Raw genomic sequence first — 23,315 nt, 5'->3', positions numbered from 1 at the left:
AAATGAATTATTTTAATTGGGTCGCGGCTAAGGATTATGATGTCCTTTTTAAGTCGAAATACCTACAGCATTTTAAAAAACTAGCAGTCATTTTATTATTGACGCTTAGCTTTACAGAGGTGTTTTCCCAGCAGCCAGCTAAAAAGGAAACTCCTCCGCCGTTGCCGAGCAGGCAAATTAGCGGTATTGTAAAAGACAGTACAGATTTGGGAGTAATAGGTGCAACGGTTAGTTTAACATCGGATAAGGATACCTTAAAAACTTCCACCAATAGTGATGGTATCTTTGTTTTCAAAGACGTGAAATCTGCAACTTATACGCTTGTTGTGCAAAGTATAGGCTATGAAAAATCGCCAGTTATGCGTTTTAAACAAAATGATATCATTCCGAGGATTGTAATGGATCCCATTATGCTTAAAGAGCAAAAAAATACCTTAAATGAAGTTGTCATTAATGGCACACCCTCTATAACCTATAAGACCGATACGGTTGAATATAAAGCCAGTGATTATGTAGTAAGGAAGAATGCTACGGTTGACGAGCTGTTAAAGAAGATGGAAGGCATGGAGGTCGGAACCGATGGAAGTTTAGTACATCAGGGAGAGACAGTAGCCAGAGCTAAATTGAATGGTAAGGAATATCTTGGGGGGGACATCGCAAACGCAATTAAAAACCTTCCTGCAGAGATCGTTGATAAAATTCAGATTGTAGACGATTATGGTGATCAGGCAGCTCGTACAGGTGTTAAGGATGGAGATCCTCAGAAAATACTGAACATTACTACCAGAACGGATAAGTCTGTTGGTAATATGATGAATTTGAACGCTGCTGGTGGTAGTAACGAGAGAAAGGAAGCTGGGTTATTCACTACTCGAATTAACGGAAATCAACAGATGGGATTAAATGGCAATTATAAGGATGTGATTAATCTCAACGCACTTAGTGGTTCGAATACGAATGCCGATGCCAGATTTAGTTTGCGTGATAAAATCGGGAAGAAGATAGAATATAATTTGAATTATCAATTTGGAAATTCGAATGGAGACAATGAGAATGACGCTGAATCATTAAGGAATATAACTATTCGTAATCCAGATAGTAGTATTGTCAGCGGACAATTGCGCTCTAGTAATTTTAGTAATGGCCTTCAAAAATCGAATAACCATCAGTTTAAATTTGAGTTCGAAGTAAATCTGGACTCAAATGATTACTTAAAAGTTATCCCAACTTTTAATTTAAATTCTTCTGATAATACGAATAATTCTAAGGTAACGCAAAGGGGAAGTGACGTCGCGCTGAAGATGGATCAGGACCGTACTATAGAGAACAAAACTTCCAGAACAGCGCCTGAATTTGGTGTTTCTGTTTTTTATCAGCATACATTTAAAAAATATAGAAGAAATTTTTCGACACAGATAGATCTGAATAAAAATAATCAGGACAACGAGCAGGCTAGACTTAACTTCACGAAGTATTTTCTTGAAGATTTAACTACTAAAGATTCAACAACCAATCAGATCATCGCCCGTAAGAATCGTCGGGATAATTATCGAGGAAGTATGACTTATGTTGAACCTCTCGGAGTCAATACACAATTTGAGGTGAATGCTCAGGTGAATTATAATGGATATGACAATACTGCCACTACAAGAGATATTTTGCCGGATGGTTTGTCTGGTGTCGTAGATTCATTGAGTAATATCTATAATTATTCCTTTACACAAGGCCGGGTTGCTTTGAATTTTAGATATGGAATGTCTAATACGTCCAAAGTTCGTTTTTCTGTTGGTTTAACAGGTGTGCCATCTTTATTATCTGGTACTAAGTTAAGTCTCGGCACTACAACAAGACGCAGCAGCTTTAATTTGATTCCTATCGCGAGGTTTGAGTATCGTTGGACCAGACAACAAAAAGTGTCTCTAAACTATTCAGGAAATGCAGTTGAGCCAACTTTTGATCAGATACAACCAGTAAGGGATGTTACGAATCCAAATAATCCGATTATTGGTAATCCTGATTTGCGTGCTACTTTTGTGCATACTATAAGAGGTGATTATAATAATTATATAGCAAATTCGAAGCTTAATCTTTCATTCACTGCAAATGGGTCTTATACGGAGAATGCTGTAATTCAGAATATTTCAAATGTTGAGAATCCAGGCCTCGCGGGAACCAGAATAAATGAAACACGCTTTTTGAATGTTAGCGGAGTGTATAGGTTGACTGGTAATTACAACATCAGTAAGCAGCTCAACAACAGAAAATATAACCTGCAACTTAACGGTACTGCAAACTATAGCCATAACCTGAGTATGAGGGATGGAGTTTTGAATACGACTAATATCACCTCTTTAAATCAACGTTTTGGCCCGAAAATCAATCCTACAGAATGGTTTGAGATCAATGCCGATATCGGATATAAAATTGATAAATCTGACAATACAACACCTGGCTTTGTTAACAATACGATCAACACGCTTTCTCTTAATCTAGATGGACGGATCTATTTATGGGACGTATGGATGTTTGCTTACAATGGTAGTAAGCAGTACATAGATGGGGTAGTTGGAAATACGAATAATAGACCGTTAGTGATAAACGCAAGTTTGGAGCGTCAGCTGTTTAATCGCAGAGGTCAGATCACTTTTCAGGCATTTGATATTTTAAACCAGAATAATACGCTTAGTTATGATCAATTAGCCGATGGTGGCTATACGAACACAAGGGTAAATCCTATTAGTAGATACTTTATGCTTAAACTCAGCATGAGACTGCAAAAATGGTCGGGCGCCCAAGGGCGTGGCGGCAGAGGAATTATGCGTAGAGGAGATGGAAGCTTTATGTAAACAATCTTAAATCCATTTTATAATTATAAAACACCCAAGAAGACAAATTTCTTGGGTGTTTGCGTTTATAGGATTGTAACACTTTTATGACGGACTTTCAATTATATTGTTAAATTTGTCTTAAGCAGACGTAAAATCATGGATTATAAGCTCTTATCTGATGATGAATTGATTGTCCTTTTTAAGGGCAGCTGCGAGCGCGCGTTTAAAGAAATATACTTGCGCTATTGGCAGCAGGTATATCGTGTAGCCTATAGAAAGGTACATCATAAAGAGCTAGCCGAAGAATTAACCCAGAATTTGTTTGTTGAGCTTTGGCGAAGAAGAGAAACTGTTGCTGTTCAATCTCTGGGTGCTTATCTGTTTGGAAGCTTAAGGTACAGCATCATCAATCACTACAAGTCTCTGCTTGTTCAGGAGAATTATCAAAACTATATAAAGGCATCTAATAATTTTGGTGTAGTAAATAACACCGATTATTTGTTGATGCTTAACGAACTTTCTGATGCCCTTGCCAAAGGGATTGCATTGTTGCCTAAAAAAACTGCCGAAGTATTTAGAATGAGCCGCATGGAACATCGTTCTGTAAAAGACATCTCTAAGCAGCTTAATATCTCCGAAAAGGCCGTAGAGTACCACATCACCCAATCGCTAAAATACATCCGTTTTTACCTTAAAGAGTATCTTTTTTTAGCATTGATTATCCGGTTCTTTTTATAAGCTTTAATTTTTTTGAATTATTTTTTAGGGATAGCTGCCACTTAGCTTACATGTTTTATAAAAGCTATAAAAATGAGCAGAGAAGCATTTCATCTATTATTAGAAAAATACCTGCAGGACAGGTGTACAGATGAAGAAAAAGAAATTGTTGAGAAATGGTATGGGATGTTGGATAAGCAGGACATGGAGGATGTGGATGCCACTGAAATAAATATGTTGGAGCAAAAACTCTGGGAAAGGGTACATAAGGACGCCATTACACCAGTTGTTAAGTTCTCTCCATCGCTTAGGATATGGGCAGCTGCCGCAATTGCAGGGTTTATACTACTTGCAGGTTATGCGTTTTTTGTGAATCAAAGCAAAGCACCAAAGTTTATGGCTTCGCTGGCTTTAAACCAACTTAAGGAGTACAGGAATAGCACAGATAAAGAGGTGCTGTTTAAATTGGAAGATGGGAGCCAGGTTACCCTTCAACCTAAAGCTAGTTTGAAATATCCAATACATTTTTCAAAATCTCTTCGCGAAGTATCCCTTGAAGGGGAAGGCTTTTTTCAGATCAGCAAAAGTCCGGAAAGACCATTTCTGGTGTACAATAAGAATGTCATCACCAGGGTAGTAGGTACCAGCTTTATCGTAAAAAACAATGGTTGGGGAAATGAGACGGAGGTAATCGTTAAAACAGGGAAGGTAATTGTTTCAGCGAATTCAGAAAACCTGGCTTTCAATATGAAAAACCTGTTAAAATCAAACCATGAGGTGGTGCTTAGCCCAAATCAAAAAACAGTTTATAATGCAGCAGAAAATACTTTTGCTACAACGTTGGTAGATCGACCATTACCAATTGATCTAAAAGAAAATAAGCAAGTAATTAAAGAAAGCTATTCATTTAATGATACTCGTGTAGCAGAGGTGTTGAATCGTCTGCAAATAGCCTATGGAGTCGAAATTGTAGTGGAAGATAAAGCTTTGTACAATTATACGTTTACCGGCGATTTGTCTGAGCAAAGCCTGTACAATCAGCTGGATTTCTTATGTGAGTCTATAAAAGCCAACTACCGTGTAGAAGGCACGAAAATAGTTATTTCAACAAACCAATAAACAAAATCACCTAAACTTAAACCTAACCAGCTTATGAAAAGAAAAGAATTTTACTAACCAAAAGGTCAAAAAAAAACTGACAATGTTGCGGGACATTGCCAGTTAAAGGATTCTGTACGAAATTTTCACATTAACGAACAAAACTTCTAAAGTTATGAAAAAAAAGCGATTTGTTGCTTTAATAAAAATAGCAATGAGATTATCTATAGCCCAAATATTTCTTGTAACTCTGTTTACTTGTAGTGCTGCAGCAAAAAACGCCGGCGCTCAGGAAATATTGAATAAAGAAATTTCCCTCAGTGTTAAAGAGGGAAGGATCGCAGAAATTTTAAAAGAAATACAAAATAAAACTAAAGTTAAGTTTATCTACAGCCCATCTGTAGTTAAAACGGAACGTAAAACATCTGCCAATTATATTAAAACACGGCTTGGAGATATTCTTGACGAGACATTAAGTCCATTAAATATCTTTTACAAAGTCATAGATAACCGGATTATACTATATGATAAGTCGACCTTGAAAAAGGGAAACCAGTTAAATATAGAACAATTGCAGTCACCTGTTAAGGGTAAAGTAAGCTCTGCTAAGGGAGAGAGCTTACCGGGCGTAAGTATAAAAGTAAAGGGAAGCACTACAGCTACTATTACTGATTCAAATGGGAATTATGTCATCAATGTTCCAGAAGGGAATGTTGTTCTAGTATTTTCCTATATCGGATTTATTCGGAAAGAAGTAGCTGTTAACGGACAAAAGGTTTTAAATGTGCAGCTTACTGAAGAGGAAACTTCTTTGGGAGAAGTTGTAGTGATGGGTTATTCAACTCAAAAGAAGAAAGACCTTACCGGCGCTGTTTCTGTGGTAAATGTTGCCGATATGATTAAACAACCAAGTGGCTCGGTAAGTAACCTGCTGCAAGGTCAGGCTTCTGGTGTTACTATTTTAGGTTCCGGACAACCAGGTGAAGAACCTCAAGTGCGCATACGGGGTGTAAATACATTTGGTAACAACAATCCGCTTTATGTAGTAGATGGTGTACCCACCCTTAATGTTGCAGATATCAATCCAAATGATATCGAGTCTATGCAGGTACTTAAGGATGCCGGAGCTGCTTCAATCTATGGCTCAAGGGCTGCCAATGGGGTTATCGTAATTAGCACCAAGAAGGGAAAGGATAAAGTAACCGTAAAATACGATGCTTATTATGGTACACAACGTCCCAAAAGTGGAAATGTATGGAATATCTTATCTCCTCAGGATATGGCGAACCTAAAAAGGCTGGCGGAAACAAATTCAGGAGAACATGATTTTGACGATCCGTTATATGGAAATGGACCAACTTATGTTTTGCCAGATTATATTTATCCTTTAGGAGCTAAAGAAGGGGATCCTTCAGTAAACCCATCATTGTACAAAGTAAAACCTTTATTTACCTCGCAGACTGAGTACGATGATTTTTATAGAATTAATAAAGCCAATAAGGCTGGTACCAACTGGTATGAAGAAATATTTAATCCGGCGCCAATCACCAGCCAGAATATTGCGGTAAGTGGGGGCTCTGATCAAGGTAGTTACCTCTTCTCTGTAAACTATTTTGATCAGAAGGGAACGTTGGATAGAACTTATTTAAAACGATATACCATAAGATCCAATACACAATACAACATTGGTAAGCATGTTAGGGTAGGCGAAAATCTGGCTTATAGCATCACTAACAATCCACAGATAGAAGGCTTAAGTGGTGATAATGCCATTGGGCATGCCTTTCGTGAACAACCAATAATTCCTGTATACGATATTATGGGGAATTTTGCTGGTAGTTATGGCTCCCAGCTCGGCGATGCATTTAATCCGGTGGCTATGTTGTACCGTACTAAGGATAATAAAGCGGCCGACAATAGGTTGTTTGGAAATATCTTTGCAGAAGCAGATCTTTTCGACGTATTTACACTACGCACTACATTCGGCGGTGATTCCTATTCAGGCTCTTCACATTCATTTGTGTATCCTCAATATGAAAATAATGAAAACAACATCAATAACAGCTATTCGGAAACCTCGTATACGGGTTTAGAGTATGTATGGACAAATACGCTGACATTTAATAAAACCTTTAATAAACATAATCTAAAGGTGTTGGTGGGTACAGAGTATTTTAAAAACCGTTACAGTACCATGAACGGGAGCAATAGGGGATATTTTTCATTTGATCCAGATTATACCAACCTCTCGACAGGAAGCGGACCAATGGAGACATCAAGTTCCAGAACAGCCGATGCCTTATTTTCTTTAATTGGAAGGTTGGACTACAATTTTAATGACAAATACCTGTTGGGTGCTACCATTAGAAGGGATGGTTCTTCTAAATTTTTAGAGAATGTATATGGCTGGTTCCCAGCTGTAAGTGCGGGTTGGAGAATCTCCAAAGAAAGCTTTTTGACTGATGTTCCATGGCTTACAGATTTAAAGTTAAGAGGTGGATGGGGGATCATGGGTAATCAGCTTAATGTAACTGGTGGAAATTCATTTATTACCTATGGCAGCGCCATAGCGCAGTCTTATTATGCTATAAATGGGGGGAACAATATTGTTTCAGGTTTTTATCAAAACCAGATTGGCAATCCCGGCGCTAAATGGGAGAAGAATATAAATTCGAATATTGGCTTTGATGCTACTTTGTGGGGCGGGAAATTGGAGATTTCTGCAGATTATTACCGCAAAAATATTCGGGATTTATTGTACAATCCTGAAATGATAGGTTCAATAGGTTCGGCCACCGTTCCTTTTGTAAATATTGGTGAAATGAAAAATGACGGTTTCGATGTTTCGATATCTGGCAACACCAATTTAAGCAGCAATTTTAAAATAAATGGAACGGCCACAATCACTACTTACCGCAATACGATTCAGAAGATCTCTGCTGATGCTAAATATTATGATATTGATGCCCGTAGGTTTGATGGGAGTAACATCATCAGAAATGCAGTAGGGCAGTCCGTAAGTGAATTTTATGGATATAAGGTAGTTGGTTTTTGGAACTCGGATGAAGAAATTGCCGCAGAGAACGCACGCGCTCAGGCTGCAACAAATGATTTAACAGCCGTTTATCAAAATGATATAGGTTTAGGGCGTTTTAAATATGCTGATGTAAATGGCGATGGAAGGGTAACTGCTGATGACCGTACTTTTTTAGGGAATGCAAATCCAGACTTTAGTTATGGACTCAATTTAGGCGCAGCTTATAAGAATTTTGATTTTAGCGTTTTCTTTTACGGCGTACAAGGAAATTCAATTTGGAACCAGGTAAAATGGTGGACAGATTTTCAATCTTCCTTTAAAGGTGCAAAAAGTTACACTGCACTTTACGACTCATGGACTCCAAATCACAAAAATGCAAAAGCTCCAATACAAGAAACGGCACAATCATTTAGTACAAACAGTGTCCCGAACTCCTATTTTGTTGAAAAAGGATCTTATTTGAGATTAAAAAATGCACAGATAGGTTATACTTTGCCAGCGGGTAAATTAGAGAAATTGGGCATTAACAAATTGAGGGTTTATTTGTCGGGAGCCAATCTATTTACGATCACCAAATACGCTGGTGTAGATCCTGAGATTGGGATTTCAAGTGAAAATTCAGATAAAACAGGTGGAAAAACGGCTTATGGAATTGACGATGGATCATATCCAAGTCAGCGTACCTTCCTGCTAGGTTTAAACTTACAATTTTAATATTTAAACTCATGAAAAGATCAGCATATATATTAATGGTACTATTTTTTACCATACAATTTTACGCGTGTAAAAAGGCGTTGGAACAGCCTCCTTTGGGTTCACTGAGCGAGCCTATTATTGCCAATAAAAATGGAGTTAATGGATTGCTTATAGGTGCTTATGCAGCCCTTGATGGTATGCAAGGTGGTGATCAGGCGCTCGGTGGCGGCGAGGCCTGGCATGCTTCACCAACCAATTGGGTATTTGGATCGGTAGCCGGGGGAGATGCCTCGAAAGGTAGTGATGGGGCCGATCAGCCAGCCATAGATCCAATCGCTAATTTTTATTCGGATGCCAATAATGCCTATTTCAATGGGAAATGGAAAGCCCTATTTGAAGGCGTAGCTCGTGCAAATAATGTATTGAAGTTTTTGGCAAGGGCTACTGATGTGAGCGATGCCGAACGGAAAAACCTTGGTGCTCAAGGGCGCTTTCTTCGTGCTCACTATTATTTCGAGCTTAAAAAAATGTGGAACATGGTACCTTGGATTGATGAAAATACCGTCGTTTTTAATCAACCCAATAATACAGATTTGTGGCCAAAAATAGTAGATGATTTAAAGTATGCTTACGATAATCTTCTTCCAACCCAATCAGACTTGGGGCGGGCAAATAAATGGGCAGCAGGTGCATACCTTGCAAAAGCTTATATGTATCAGCATAAATATTTAGATGCTAAACCCATATATGATCTCGTAATTGCGCAGGGAACTACAAGTTCTGGTTTAAAGTATGCGCTAAATGAAGAGTTTGAAGACAATTGGAGGCCAAGTCGGGAAAATAACCCCGAAGCGGTGTTTGTGATTCAGATGGCTGCAAATGTAGATGCTTCTGGGCCATCAAATGCGAACAATGGTGATATGTTGAACTTCCCGTATGGTGATGGAAGTCCCTTTAGCTGTTGCGGCTTTTTTCAACCATCTATTGATATGGTGAATCATTTTCGCACCAACCCGGCTACAGGATTACCATATCTGACAGATTATAATAATTTTCCAATAAAAACGGATATGGGGGTAGAGGCAGATGAGGATTTTACACCTGACGCAGGTACACTTGATCCACGGCTTGACTGGACGGCTGGGCGCAGGGGGATTCCGTACCATGATTGGGGGATTTACCCGGGTAAGCCTTGGGCTAGGGATCAAAGTTATGGCGGACCTTATGGTCCAAAGAAGAATGTTTATTGGAGCGAAACGGCCGAAGTTGATGGAGACCAGGGGACTTGGGCTCCTGGCACCGCTATCAATTATTCAATTATCCGATTTGCTGATGTATTGTTGATGGCTGCAGAATGTGAAGCGCAGGTGGGGAGTTTAGATAAGGCACAAAGTTATGTGAATTTAGTTAGAGCAAGGGCTGCGAATCCGGTAACCTGGCTATATAAGTACGAGGATGATCACGATCCAGGGGCTGGGTTTTCTCATGAGCCTGCTGCTAATTATAAAATTAATCAGTATCCTCTTGGTAATTTCTTAGCTAATGGTAAAGATTATGCATTAAAAGCGACTTATTACGAAAGGAAAATTGAACTGGCTATGGAGGGACATCGGTTCTTTGATCTTGTTCGTTGGGGGATAGCGGATCAGGAATTGAATGCCTATTTTAGCTATCAAGGTAGTATCACTTCGGATGTGAGGAGAGGTAAATTTGTTAAAGGTAAAAATGATTATTACCCAATACCACAACGCCAGATCGATTTGAGTCAAGCTCAGGGCGCTGCGGTGTTGAAACAAAACCCAGGATATAACTAATCAAAATATACATAAATGAATCAACCACAACGTTTTTTGTCCCTTGATGTATTTCGGGGAATGACCGTTTGTTTCATGATCATCGTGAACACACCGGGAAGTGGTGCAGAACCATTTGCCATGCTGCAACATGCGGCATGGCATGGTTTTACACCTACAGATCTTGTTTTTCCATCTTTCCTATTTGCCGTAGGAAATGCCATGAGCTTTTCAATGAAGAAATTTGCACAGATGGAAAACGCTGCTGTACTGGCAAAAATATTCAAACGTACGCTCCTCATTTTCCTCATCGGCTATCTGATGTATTGGTTTCCTTTTTTCGGATACAATGAAAGTGGAGGAATAAGTTTATCTCCTATATCACACACGCGTATTTTTGGTGTTTTACAGCGGATAGCCCTTTGTTATGGTCTCGCGTCCCTTTTGATTCACTACTTCAGCACCCGAACTGTGGTGCTGATTAGTGTTTTATTTTTAATTGGCTACTGGGCAGTCTTATTGTTATTTGGAAATGCAGCAGACCCTTATAGCATGATTGGAAATGCAGGTCAATACCTGGATTTGCACCTGTTGGGTGATCAACACCTTTACCATGGTGAGGGGATTGCATTCGATCCTGAAGGAATATTGAGTACCATACCTGCTTGTGTAAATGTGATTATTGGTTATTATGCCGGTAGATTTATTCAGGAAAAAGGGAAGGGCTACGAAACCATTTCCAAATTGTTACTGGCCGGTGGATTACTGATTTTATTGGCCATTTCTCTTAATGGGGTATTTCCAATCAATAAAAAATTGTGGACAAGTTCTTTTGTCTTGATCACTTGTGGACTTGACCTGGTTATGATTGGAAGTTTGATTTATGTCGTTGAAGTAAAGTCTTATATGAAATGGACTAGTTTTTTTACTGTTTTTGGAAAAAATCCATTGTTTATCTATATTGTATCCGAAATATTGCTCATAATCATTAATACGCTTTTTCCTAATTCAGATTTTAACAGATGGATCAACAATAATTTTTTCCAGGCAATAGCACCGGGAGCCTTAGGTTCTTTGCTCTTTGCCATTTGCTTTATGCTTGTTTGCTGGGTTGTGGGCTATATCCTCGACAAACGAAAAATATACATACGTGTTTAATTATTTAATCAAATGAAGAAATTTTGTGCCTTAACCATGCTGATGTTCTGTAGTTTTATGATTGCCGATGCACAGTCTGTATCCAAATTTAACGTAAGTAATCTTCACATCACCCGAGAGGTGTTGAATAATGTCGGAGATCAGACTTTATCAGTGTTAACCATCACCAACAAGGGGAAACAAATATTTCCTGCAGCAGGCTGGACACTTTATTTCAATTCCAGACCATTAAATGTTGATGGTCCTGATGCTACTGCTGCAAAAATAAAACAGGTAAATGGAGATTTGTTTCAGTTGCTGCCTTTAAATGGCTTTGCTGCTTTAAAACCAGGTGCATCGGCCAAGAACAAAGTACTTTCAACGGAAGTTAAAAATAAAACCGATCTGTCCTCAGGTTTTTACCTGGTATGGGATCATGCGCCATCAAAAGGATACAATATCGAGCTTACCAATATTAATCCGGTAGCCCAGGTTGACAAACTCGAAATTCAAGTTGCCGAACATACTTTCCATCAAAATAAAACAATAAAAGATATTCCGCTGACTAACCTTCCAAAGATTTTCCCAACACCAATTTCATATCAGGAAACCAAAGGTGTATTTAAGCTAACGCCTCAGGTTGCAATAGTTGCGGATAATACATTTAAAAAGGATGCTGGACTTTTCGCTGAGGAACTGTTAAAGGTTTTAGGCAAAAAGCCAGTGATAGCTGAGGCAGGTACAACAAACGCTATTATCCTTAAAAAAGGAGTAGTAAGTGGTGCGGAATCTTACAAATTAAGTGTTACGCCGCAAAGAATATTGATTACTGCGAATGATGCCGCTGGTGCATTTTATGGCCTGCAATCTTTAAAAACATTATTTCCTCCTACATCATGGGAAGCTGTCCAAAAGGAAATTGGAGTACCTGCGGTAGAAGTTGAGGATGCGCCAAGGTTTGGATTTCGCGGTTTTATGATGGAGGTGGCTAGAAACTTTCAATCTAAAAAGGAGGTGTTAAAAGTGCTGGATCTGATGGCGCTTTATAAAATGAACGTACTCCATTTTCATTTAAACGATGATGAAGGTTGGAGATTAGAGATTCCGGGCTTGCCAGAACTGACTACGGTTGGGTCGCAGCGTGGACATTCAGTAGATGAGATGACCTGCATTCTTCCATCTTATGGATCAGGTGCCGATAAAGGTGTAAACTCTGGAAGTGGGTTTTATACACGTAATGATTTTATTGAGATTCTTAAATATGCAACTGCACGTCACATTCGTGTGGTACCTGAAATTGAAACTCCAGGACATGCCAGAGCTGCTATAAAATCAATGAATGCAAGGTATGCGCGGTTTATGAAAGAAGGTAAGAAAGAAGAGGCTGAGCGTTATCTGTTGCGCGATTTAAATGATAAATCGGTGTACGAGTCTGTTCAGGGCTTTAATGATAATGTGATCAATGTGGCGCTTCCTTCGGCCTATAATTTCCTTGAAAAAGTAGTGGATGAAATGCGAGCGATGTATGTGGCTGCAGATGCCCCATTGGCTACCATTCATTTCGGAGGTGATGAGGTACCTGAAGGTGTTTGGGAGAAATCTCCATTAGTAGCAGAGCTGCTTAAAAAAGATCCTTCAATTAAAGGGGTTGATGAAATGTGGCATTACTATTTTAATAAAATTAACATCATGCTTAAATCCAAAGGCCTTTATTTGTCTGGCTGGGAAGAGATCGGTTTGAAAAAAGCGCTAGTAAACGGTCAAAAGAAAATGGTATTGGATGAGCGCTTTACCCAAGAAAACTTTCATGCCGATGTATGGAACAATTTGAAAGGTAATGAAGATCTGGCTTATAAAATGGCCAATGCCGGTTATAAAGTTGTGCTTACTCCGGTAACTAACCTTTACATCGACATGGCAACCACTAAAAGCTTTGAAGAAATAGGTCAGTACTGGGGCGGATACGTTGATGTGGATAAGCCGTTTTATTTTATTCCTTATGATATGTTTAAAAATATACAGGAAGATGAGCGTGGTAATCCGATAGACAGAAAAAAATTGGAAGGTAAAGAGAAGCTTACTGAATTCGGTAAATCAAATATAGTTGGTATGCAGGCCCCTTTGTGGAGTGAGATTATAAAAAGCCATGAAAGATTTGAATATCTGTTATTGCCAAAGTTATTTGGTATTGCAGAAAGAGCTTGGTCTAAGGACCCAGAATGGGCTACAGAAGCAGATCCAGCTAAAAGTACTGCCTTGTACAATCAGGCTTGGTCGGAGTTTGTGAATATACTAGGGAAAAGGGAAATGCCACGATTGAATCATTATTCGGGTGGTTTTAATTACAGGATTCCTACTGCTGGAGTGGTGGTTGAAGGGGGGCAGGTAACAGCGAATGTTCAGCTGCCTGGTTACATTATCCGCTATACTACTGATGGAACAGTACCAACGGTGAAAAGCCAGATATATTCAAAATCAATTCAATCAAAGGGAACATTGCAATTTCGCGTATTTAATACTGAAGGAAAAGCAGGACGTTCTGTTAAGGTTTTTAATAAGTAACCTCTAAGTTAATTTGTTAGCTCTTTGTTTAGAGACTGTGCCTTTTTGTACAGTCTCTTTTTTTATGTGTTTGATTAATATTGTTGTCGTTTTTAGTTGATATTATTCTTATTAAGAAAGTAACAGTGTATTTTTTTGAACATTGTATATTGTTTTATCTCCCTTGTTTATTATTATAAAGTATTTTATTTATTAATTGTATTTTTATTTAATATAAAGTAATATTTGGTCGTGTAGTAAAACAATGTTTTTGTGACGTATTATTACATTTCTCGACATAAACGGACATTTTACGATATGCTCCATTTTTTATTGATTTTATTGCTTTTTTGTGTTGTAAATTATTTATTATGAGGTATTTATGTGTTGATTTGTGGCTGAGGTTTAGCTCCGGTAGTCCTCCACTTGTTATTCGGTTAGGGCCTATAATAAACAGGTACATTATAGGTACATCATAGGTACATGATAGGTACCTCATAGGTGTAAACACCTTCTATGTAGGGCTGCGGTACCTATCATGTACCTAAAAGGTAGGTTCTTGTCTTAGAGCGAAGTACTGGTATTACTTTTAACTAATAGTAAAATGCTGTTTAATAGCTCAAGTAGGCGGCGCTTTTTTATTTGAAATAGGAATTGTTTCCTATTTGTTACCTTTGTTTAGGGAATTAAGGTATGGAAACCAAATATGAATCTGCGTCGGACACTGAACTTGTCTGTTTACTCAAGTCTGGGAACAGATCGGCATATACCGAAATATATAACAGATATAAGTTGATCCTCCATACCCATGCTTATAAATGGATGCGGGATAGAGATGAAGCCATGGACATTATCCATGAGCTCTTTACTGTCTTATGGGACAAACGAGAGAGCATTCAATTTAGCACCAGCCTCTCCGGTTATCTTTACGTTTCCTTAAGGAATAAAATTTTCAATAGGGTATCGCGTAAAAAGTTAGAATCGCAATACATTACCTCCCTTCAAAGTTTTATAGATAGAGGCGATTGTATCACGGATCACCTGGTTCGGGAAAAAGAGTTGAGCAATCTTATTGAAAAAGAAATTGCCGCACTGCCTCAAAAGATGCGTGAAGTTTTTGAGCTTAGTCGTAAATCGAACTTAAGTCATAAAGAAATTGCCGACCAATTGGGACTTTCCGATCAAACTGTAAGGAAACACATTCAGCATGCGCTTAAAATTTTAAGGACAAGACTAGGTTTAAACCTGTTCCTGTTCACATTGTGAGCTAAAATCACATCTTTTAAAATTATTTTCATTTTTATTTACCCCATGGGGTAAAGTTGTTTGTCTTCCATCATATAAGCACGATAAGGTGCTTTAGACTATGGGGAAAATAAGGGCAAAAGCGCTGTTAGCAAAATATGAAGCGGGTGAGTGTACTGAGCAGGAGAAAGCTTTATTGGAAAGTTGGCATTTAAGTTATCCGCTTGATGCGGTAGAAAATATAAGTCTCGATGAGCAGGCACAAGATCTGGATCAGGTGTGGAATATGTTGCAGCCGGAGACTAAGCCAGTAACTAGAAAGTTGACCTTGTGGCCTAAAATTGCAGTAGCGGCAGCCATGATTGTTGTTGCTGGTATTGCCTTGTTTTTCTACCTCCAACAATTAAATCCATTTCAACAAACAAATAAGTTAGCGTCAGATTTACTTCCGGGCAAAAACAATGCTGTGTTAACCCTGGCTAACGGGCAAAAAATAATACTTAACGAAACTGCTAACGGAGAGATAGCAAAACAGGAAGGGATATCAATCACAAAATCTGAAGACGGGACGATTATTTACAATATCGACCCGTCTGTACCAGAGAAAAAAGCGCAATCGGGAGTGTTGTTATACAATACCATTTCTACCCCAAGAGGGGGTAAGTATCAGTTAAACCTACCTGATGGAAGTAAAGTTTGGCTAAATGCCGCATCAATGTTAAAATTCCCTGTAGTATTTGCTGTAAATGAACGTAGAGTAGAGTTGACTGGCGAAGCTTATTTTGAAGTAGCTAAAAATAAACACCAACCATTTCATGTTAAAACTACCAAACAAGACGTGGAGGTTTTAGGAACCCACTTTAATGTGAGTGCTTATCGGGATGAAAATGAGGTTAAAACAACCTTATTAGAGGGCTCGGTGAAAATTATTGCCCTGAGTAAACAGTCGAATGCGAAAACGTCAGCGGATGTAATATTGAAACCAGGAGAGCAGGCTAGATTGGTAGAAAGCCAGCTTAGTGTTGCTAAAGCCGATATAGATGAAGTGATGAGCTGGAAGAATGGGATGTTTGAGTTTAATAACTGCGACTTAACCAGCATCATGCGTCAGGCCTCAAGATGGTATGATGTAGATGTGGTTTACGAAAGTGAAATCCCCAATGTAAAGTTTAGTGGAGAAGTATCAAGAAATGTAAATGCATCAGCTTTTTTAGATATGTTAAAATATCTTGATGTAAAATTCAGCATAGAAAAGATTGGAAATAACAGAAGTAGAATTGTTGTTTCTAAATAACCGTAACATGAATCAATTATAACCTTAAACCAAAACAAATGAAAAGACATTTACATCCAAATTAAAAGACCAGGAGGTAACTGAATAAAAAAACCGGGAAAAGTGTTGAAGCACCTTACCCGGCATAGACTCGGATTGCAGTCCTTGTCACCGTTCGGTTAACCATTCTTCAGTTTATCCTGATTAAAATCAGGATGAAAAACATGTAGCAACAACGATTACTATTATCAACCTAACCTTACAAATGTATGTATTTTATTAATACTTCATGTGGTATGGGTAAGCCTCGGGTTACACCATACTTTAAACCATTTGTGGACGTTTATAAGTGGATTTCGCTTATACAACCCGCAACGAGAAGACAGATTATTATGCGAATTAATTTAATTGCAATTTTGCTCACCCTGTCGCTTATGCAAGCTGCAGCCAGTAGCTTTGGTCAGCTGGTCACACTACATAAAAGAGATGCGAGTCTTAATGAAGTGCTTAAAACAATACGCAATCAAACCAACTATACTTTTTTATACAATAGCAAGCTCCTTAAGGATGCAAAGCCTGTATCTGTTAATTTAGAAAAGGCAACCTTGGAAGAAGCATTAAAGGCTTGTTTTGAGAACCAGGATCTTACTTTCAAAATCATTGAAAAAACAGTACTCCTTAAAAAGAAAGAGATCGGTCTGTTGGATAAAGTAGCGAATTACTTCAGCGCAATAGATTTGACAGGTAAAATACTGGATGAAGGTGGTAAGCCACTTCCGGGGGCAACCATTCGAGTTAAAAATACCAACAGAACCGTACTGACCAATGAGAAAGGCGAATTTGAATTGAAAGGGGTAGATGATAAAACCATATTGGTGATCTCTTTTCTTGGCTATACTACAAAGGAGGTTTCCGCAAGCAAAGCGAACCCACTTGTAATTCGTTTAGACATTAATCCTTCAGAATTGGTTGAGGTATCAGTGGTATCAACAGGTTATCAGAAAATACCTGTTACTCGTGCTGCTGGGTCTTACGTCGTAGTGTCTGATAAGGCGATGGCAGGAAAACTGCAAACTAATATTATGGAAAGGTTGGAAGGTATGGTTGCCGGTTTAACTTCGTTTAAAAGTGGTAGGGATGATAAACCGAATATCCAGATCAGGGGTGTATCGACATTAACTACTAATTCGATGATGCCTTTATATGTTGTTGATGGAGCACCTTTTGAAGGTGATATACAGGCGATTAATCCTAGTGATGTTGAATCCGTTACTGTATTGAAAGATGCTGCAGCAGCTTCTATTTATGGAACTCGCTCAGCTAATGGTGTAATTGTAATTACCACAAGAAGCGGTAGCAAGGGTAAGCTAAACATAGGGTATAATGCAACTGCAAAATTTGTAGGCTTGCCGGATAGGGCTTATGCCAATAAAATGAGCAGTGCTGAACTGGTTGATTTTCAAAGAGAAATGTTTAACAAACGTTCAGGTTCGTTTGCATCTATAGATCCCCGTAAATCAATGGTAGAAACTTATCGTTTGTTTTATGATGCGAGGCAAGGTCTTATTACGGAAACTGAGCTGCAAAAACAATTGGATGTTCTTCGCAACAGAGATAGGTATGATCAGGTGGTGGATGAATTTTTACGTAAAACGTCAATTACCCAACAGCACAATCTGTCATTTTCAGGTGGGTCAGATTTTTATAAATACAACCTTTCCGGAAATTATTTGGCTAATGCACCTTACGAACGCGTACAAACTAACAATAGGATAGGGTTTAACTTAAAAAACAGTTTTAACTTCACGAAATGGGCAACTGTAAATATTGGGGTATTGGGAAGTAACACCAAAAACGATTACGACAATGGTACTTCTTTAGCTCCTCTTGCAGGAACGACTATTTATACTCCTGGAATGGGGCTCTTGAATACAGGTAAGGCTTCTTTTTATATGCTTAGGAATAGCGATGGTAGCTTGGCGACCAACTGGTTGAACTCGAAATCACCGTTTGAAATAAATCGTTTAAATTCATTGGGACTTCAGGATGAAAATTATAATCCGATTACAGACCTTAATAAAAGTCACCTCACCAATACCAGTAAATACTTAAATCTTAATGTTTCAGCTAATTTAAAGCTCATGGATGGGTTAAATTTAGATTTACTTTATCAAAATGAGAGAACAGAGCTGTATTACAAACAATTTTATAGTAAAGACGCCTACAGGGTAAAAACAATGATTAATGATGCTACCGTAAAAGACGTAAAGCAGACAAAGATGATCCCCGTAGGTGGACAGATGAATGAACAAAGGGGGGATCAGAACTCCTACACAATTAGGGCACAGTTGAATTATAATAAAGAGTTTAACTCGAAACATCGTGTTGATGCAATTGTTGGAACTGAAAAAAGAAAAATTGTTGGTTCTTCTACCAATATCTATAAATATGGATACGACGATTTTAGTTTAAACTATAAGCCAATCGATGAACAACTTTTAAGTTCGGCTGTCCAAAACACGCAGGCTTTATTTGATCAGTTTAACTTTCCCAAAGGAGATCTCAGGGCTGAAAAAGGTTTCGTAAGTACAGATGATCGGTATGTGTCTCTTTACGGAAATGGCTCATATACCTATGACAATAAAATTACAGTTTCGGGTAGTATCAGAGTTGATCAGTCTAATCTTTTTGGAACAGATCCTAAATATCAGTTCAAGCCATTTTGGTCAGCCGGATTACTTTATGTAATTGCTGAAAATAAGATGAACTGGTTGGACCGTGTTGCGGTACGTGCTACTTACGGTGTGAGTGGAAATGTGCCTAAAAGAGGTGGTCCATATATGATTTCTGTTTCTAATGGCAATAATGGTTTGACAGGTGAATCACAGGATAATATTTCAAGTCCACCTAATAATGGTCTGCGTTGGGAACGAACCAACGTAACTAATTTTGGTTTGGATTTTAGTGTACTTGACAGACGTTTGTATGGTTCGGTAGATGTGTATAATAAATCAACTAACGATTTGCTGGGTGATTTGAAATCAGATCCAACATTGGGCTGGAATTCATTAGTGCTCAATTATGGTAGCATGACAAACCGTGGCGTAGATGTTAATTTAAATGGTAACATTATAACCAACACAGATTTTAGATGGTCAACCGGGTTAAATTTCAATTATAACAGAAACAGGTTAACCAAGCTTGAAAACACTTCCAATACGGTTGGCTTTTATCTGAGCGATATTCAGAATAGAGTAGGTGTACCAATGGGGGCTTTATATAGTGTTAGGTATGCAGGTTTAGATAGTCAAGGTAATCCGAAGGCATTTACTGCCGATGGAGTAGAAGTTAGTTCGACTGATAAATTGAGTGTAAAGGATTTAGTTTATAATGGTACAACAATACCTCCATATTCGGCATCCTTGCAAAACACTTTAAGCTATAAAGGTTTTGATTTGTTCTTTATGTTTATCTACTATGGTGGAAATGTAATGCGTGATGTAACTGCACCATACTTAACTAAACTTGCAGAGTTAAACTATACCACTAACATGGAAAGGTCAGCTTTAACTTATTGGAAAAAGGCAGGGGATGAGTTAATTCCGGGGATGGCTCCAGCATTTAGCATTGTAGGTGGTGCAATAACCAATATATGGGAAGCTAGTGATCAGAATATTCAAAAAGCCGATTACATTAAGCTAAGAGATGTTACGTTGAGTTATAATTTTACAGGTAATTGGATGAAAAAGAGTTATTTACAAAGGATGCGTTTAAGCTTGCAGGTACAAAACGCATGGAGATGGGCTGCTAACAGAAATAACCTGGATACAGAGATTTGGAATGGTACAAAACCTATATCACCTACCAGAGGTACATTGTACCCAGCTTCTTATACAATCGGTCTTTCCGCTAATTTTTAATTGAATCTCATCATGAAGAAAATATTTATATTATTCGTCGCATTCACAAGTATAGCTGCTTCTGGATGTAAAAAATACCTCGATGTTAAACCGAAAGGGTATACCATTCCTTCAACTTTTGACGACTATCAGAAATTACTAAATAATCAATCGTTGGCAGGACTTTCCTCGCCTTACGCTAATTTTTTAACGGATAACCTCCGTGCAGGTGAAGTCAATGATCCTAACAGAGCCACCGAGTATCCGATAATGGGTTTAGAACTGCGTAATTTGTATGAATTTAAAGGAGGAGCAGTTTTTGACCAGGCAGCTGCCGATCCATTTTGGGAAACTGCTTATGCACATATTTATGTTTATAATTCGGTAATCAATAACATAGAAAAGGTACCTGATGGAACAGATGCCAGTAGAAAACAATTGAAGGCTGAGGCTCAGATAGGTCGTGCTTTTGAATACTTAACATTGGTTAATGGTTATTCAGCACATTATAGCCCAACTACTGCGGGAACTGATTTGGGAGTTCCGATAATCTTAACAGAAGATATCAATGCACCGTATACAAGACATACAGTAGCCGAAGTGTATACACAGGTTAAAAAGGATCTTGATGAAGCTTTGCCAAATTTATCTGCTACAGTACCTAATATTTTTCACCCGAGTAAAAGTGTAGGTTTTGCCTTTTTGAGCAAGATGTACCTATATATGGGAAATTATGCTGAAGCTTTGAAAAATGTGAAAGAAGCACTTAAAATAAATAGTGCTTTGATCGATTACAGCCTGTACACCACAAAGAACGGGACCACTTTTGGTAGAGTATGTACTAAGGCGAATGCCTTGGTGACCTTCCCTGATGGATATAAGAGTGTTGAGAGCATTTGGGCACGTGTTCCAGGTTCTGCTAGCTTATCTAGTTTAGATGCAAAACTGTATGCAAGCGATAATTTAATCGCTACTTATAGGGGCAATCTTCCTGTAGGAGCAACAGATCAACGTCTGGCACTCTTCTTTTGCGATGGACAATCCAATTTCGGCTCTGCACCTGTATTATTTCCTGGAAGGTTCTTGTGGGCACCCTATATACAACCTAACCTTGGTTTTAGTACCCCAGAACTTTATTTAATCGCCGCAGAATGTGAAGCCAGAATCGGAGATAGGAATATAGCGGTGGGCTATCTGAATACCTTACGCAAATCGAGGATTATCAATAATATAGATCTATCAGCAGCTACCAATGATATAGCTTTAGCGCTCACGCTTGATGAACGTAGAAGAGAAATGCCTTATTTAGGTATTACTCGTTTAATAGATTTAAAACGTTTAAATATGGATAGCCGTTTTGCTAAAACGGTAATGCATCAAGTTGGAGCTCAGTCTTACTCGTTACCTCCAAATGATAACAGGTATATTTTGCCTGTACCACCAAAAGTGCTTGATTTTAATCCTACTATACCTCAGTATCAACGTTAAATTTTAAAATTAACTGATAATTATGAAAAACATATTCACCTTTCTTTTTCTGTTTGTGGCCATAGGCTCATATGCGCAGGAAGAAATTCATTTCAACAGCTCCTGGAGCGAAGCGAAGGAAAAAGCAATTCAATCAAAGAAGCTTATTTTTATTGATTGTTACACTTCATGGTGTGCCCCGTGTAAATGGATGGAAAAGAATATATTCATCCAGCCTGCCGTTTACAAGTATTACAATGACAACTTTGTGAATTTAAAGGTTGACATGGAAAAGGGCGAAGGTATTGAGATGCGTAAAAAATATAACGTACAATCTTTCCCTACTTACTTGTTTGTAAATACCGCAGGTGATGTGGTGCATCGCACCGCTTCCAAGATGGAGGCTGAAGCTTTTCTTGCTGAAGCAAAGAGAGCAACCGATCCAAAAAGAAATACAGCGGCGTTGAAAGATAAGTTCGACAAAGGAGCCAGAGACCTGCCTTTCTTATTGGATTATTACCTTGCGCTGGAGCGGGCTGATCGCAATACTGCCAATCAAATCAGTGCAGAGATTGTGGCTAAAGTTACTGAACCAGGATTAAACACAGAGCTGGGTTGGAAGATCATAAAGGCTTTGGCAAGAACTGAAAGCGATAAATTGGGCGCACACTTTATGGCCAATCAACAGGCTTACAACAGTTGGAGTAAGTTGGAAGATAGAGAGCAGCTTAAGGATCGTTTAATTACGAGCGCCATGTATGGTTTGATGAGGACTGGTGACGAGCAGGTTTTTATGGACAAACTGGCTTATTTCAAGAAGTCGGATAAAATTGGTCGTAAAAAACAAGGTGTAATGTTAGAGGCTGAGTATTATCTTGAAAAGGGAAGGACTGATGATTACGTGAAGCTAACGACTGCAGCCTTGAAAAATGAGTTGAAGGATGACGCGGAGAAATTGAGTTTTCTGGCTAGAAGGGCTTCGGGAGGTAAAATCGGTAATGATCAGGCCTCACCAGCTATTTTGCAACAGGCATACCTGATGGCTAAACGTGCTGTCGTGCTTGATCCAGAGGAATACAGTATCCAGTCTACTTTTGGATATGTGTGCCTGGCGATGAAAAAGAAACCGGAAGCACTTACAGCTGCAAAAAAGTCGAGGGAACTGGCAAATGCGGAGACTTCTAAAATTCAAAAGCTTGCTCAGGAATTGTTGGATAAAGTTGAAGCGCTGTAAATGTAGCGTAAGCCTTAAGTTTTATAATTAAAAAAGCCCTGCTGATTTATTCGAGGGCACTGAAAAAGTCCTTTTAAATATTTGGAGTCCAAAAAGAGCAGAAGAACTATGGTTATCTGCTCTTTTTTTGTACCTTAAAAGTAGGTTTTAAAAGGTGCCCAATGTTAGCTCATCAACAAAAGATTCAATTCAGTGCCTACTCAGGATTGTATGATTTGATCATTCCCAAAGACAATTTACTTCGAAAGATCAACGATCTAATAGACTTCAGTTTCATTTATGATGAACTGCTCGAGAAGTACTGCCACACCAATGGACGTACTGCGGAGAGTCCGATCCGTATGTTTAAG

12 protein-coding genes and 1 pseudogene are annotated in these 23,315 nt (G+C 38.5%); all 13 read left to right on the top strand.

Annotated elements, in window-relative coordinates:
- Nucleotides 1-2: 2 nt before the first annotated feature.
- Nucleotides 3-2,846 carry a beta-sandwich domain-containing protein gene (locus EZ444_RS10700; protein ID WP_131608742.1) on the top strand — a complete coding sequence of 948 codons (2,844 nt, stop codon included), beginning with the start codon at nt 3-5 and terminating at the stop codon, nt 2,844-2,846.
- Nucleotides 2,847-2,984: 138 nt separating this feature from the next.
- On the top strand, nt 2,985-3,566 hold the full coding sequence (locus tag EZ444_RS10695; RefSeq protein WP_131608741.1) for an RNA polymerase sigma factor: 582 nt from the start codon (nt 2,985-2,987) through the stop codon (nt 3,564-3,566).
- A 72-nt stretch (nt 3,567-3,638) separates the two neighbouring features.
- Nucleotides 3,639-4,664 carry a FecR family protein gene (locus tag EZ444_RS10690; RefSeq protein ID WP_131608740.1) on the top strand — a complete coding sequence of 342 codons (1,026 nt, stop codon included), beginning with the start codon at nt 3,639-3,641 and terminating at the stop codon, nt 4,662-4,664.
- A gap of 193 nt (nt 4,665-4,857) precedes the next feature.
- Nucleotides 4,858-8,394, top strand: coding sequence for a SusC/RagA family TonB-linked outer membrane protein (locus EZ444_RS10685; RefSeq protein WP_205945251.1), 3,537 nt, complete (start codon nt 4,858-4,860; stop codon nt 8,392-8,394).
- A gap of 11 nt (nt 8,395-8,405) precedes the next feature.
- Complete coding sequence (locus EZ444_RS10680) at nt 8,406-10,190, top strand: RagB/SusD family nutrient uptake outer membrane protein (protein WP_131608738.1); 1,785 nt, start codon at nt 8,406-8,408, stop codon at nt 10,188-10,190.
- Nucleotides 10,191-10,205: 15 nt separating this feature from the next.
- Complete coding sequence (locus EZ444_RS10675; RefSeq protein ID WP_131608737.1) at nt 10,206-11,327, top strand: acyltransferase family protein; 1,122 nt, start codon at nt 10,206-10,208, stop codon at nt 11,325-11,327.
- A gap of 12 nt (nt 11,328-11,339) precedes the next feature.
- The gene (locus EZ444_RS10670; RefSeq protein WP_131608736.1) at nt 11,340-13,868 is read left to right on the top strand and encodes a family 20 glycosylhydrolase; all 2,529 of its coding nucleotides are present in this window, start codon (nt 11,340-11,342) and stop codon (nt 13,866-13,868) included.
- 672 nt (nt 13,869-14,540) lie between these two features.
- Nucleotides 14,541-15,113: an RNA polymerase sigma factor gene (locus EZ444_RS10665; RefSeq protein WP_131608735.1), complete on the top strand. Its 573-nt coding sequence runs from the start codon at nt 14,541-14,543 to the stop codon at nt 15,111-15,113.
- Nucleotides 15,114-15,213: 100 nt separating this feature from the next.
- Entirely contained in the window at nt 15,214-16,386 is a 1,173-nt protein-coding gene (locus EZ444_RS10660; RefSeq protein WP_131608734.1) for a FecR family protein, read from the top strand.
- A 248-nt stretch (nt 16,387-16,634) separates the two neighbouring features.
- Nucleotides 16,635-20,285: a SusC/RagA family TonB-linked outer membrane protein gene (locus EZ444_RS10655; RefSeq protein WP_131608733.1), complete on the top strand. Its 3,651-nt coding sequence runs from the start codon at nt 16,635-16,637 to the stop codon at nt 20,283-20,285.
- Nucleotides 20,286-20,297: 12 nt separating this feature from the next.
- A complete protein-coding gene (locus EZ444_RS10650; protein WP_131608732.1) occupies nt 20,298-21,752 on the top strand; it encodes a RagB/SusD family nutrient uptake outer membrane protein in 1,455 nt (484 codons plus the stop codon).
- A 22-nt stretch (nt 21,753-21,774) separates the two neighbouring features.
- A complete protein-coding gene (locus EZ444_RS10645; protein WP_131608731.1) occupies nt 21,775-22,965 on the top strand; it encodes a thioredoxin family protein in 1,191 nt (396 codons plus the stop codon).
- 161 nt (nt 22,966-23,126) lie between these two features.
- Nucleotides 23,127-23,315: pseudogene (locus tag EZ444_RS10640) on the top strand (IS5/IS1182 family transposase); the annotation flags it as partial.

This window comes from Pedobacter hiemivivus (assembly GCF_004331685.1).
Taxonomy (GTDB): domain Bacteria; phylum Bacteroidota; class Bacteroidia; order Sphingobacteriales; family Sphingobacteriaceae; genus Pedobacter; species Pedobacter hiemivivus.
This window is presented reverse-complemented; position numbering and strand designations above follow the sequence as displayed.

Bases quoted from the DNA above. Each gene is read 5' to 3' on its own strand.
- EZ444_RS10680 (WP_131608738.1), top strand. From the start codon at position 8,406: ATGAAAAGATCAGCATATATATTAATGGTACTATTTTTTACCATACAA.
- EZ444_RS10685 (WP_205945251.1), top strand. From the start codon at position 4,858: ATGAGATTATCTATAGCCCAAATATTTCTTGTAACTCTGTTTACTTGT.
- EZ444_RS10690 (WP_131608740.1), top strand. From the start codon at position 3,639: ATGAGCAGAGAAGCATTTCATCTATTATTAGAAAAATACCTGCAGGAC.
- EZ444_RS10700 (WP_131608742.1), top strand. From the start codon at position 3: ATGAATTATTTTAATTGGGTCGCGGCTAAGGATTATGATGTCCTTTTT.
- EZ444_RS10660 (WP_131608734.1), top strand. From the start codon at position 15,214: ATGGGGAAAATAAGGGCAAAAGCGCTGTTAGCAAAATATGAAGCGGGT.
- EZ444_RS10675 (WP_131608737.1), top strand. From the start codon at position 10,206: ATGAATCAACCACAACGTTTTTTGTCCCTTGATGTATTTCGGGGAATG.
- EZ444_RS10670 (WP_131608736.1), top strand. From the start codon at position 11,340: ATGAAGAAATTTTGTGCCTTAACCATGCTGATGTTCTGTAGTTTTATG.
- EZ444_RS10695 (WP_131608741.1), top strand. From the start codon at position 2,985: ATGGATTATAAGCTCTTATCTGATGATGAATTGATTGTCCTTTTTAAG.
- EZ444_RS10665 (WP_131608735.1), top strand. From the start codon at position 14,541: ATGGAAACCAAATATGAATCTGCGTCGGACACTGAACTTGTCTGTTTA.
- EZ444_RS10650 (WP_131608732.1), top strand. From the start codon at position 20,298: ATGAAGAAAATATTTATATTATTCGTCGCATTCACAAGTATAGCTGCT.
- EZ444_RS10645 (WP_131608731.1), top strand. From the start codon at position 21,775: ATGAAAAACATATTCACCTTTCTTTTTCTGTTTGTGGCCATAGGCTCA.
- EZ444_RS10655 (WP_131608733.1), top strand. From the start codon at position 16,635: ATGTATTTTATTAATACTTCATGTGGTATGGGTAAGCCTCGGGTTACA.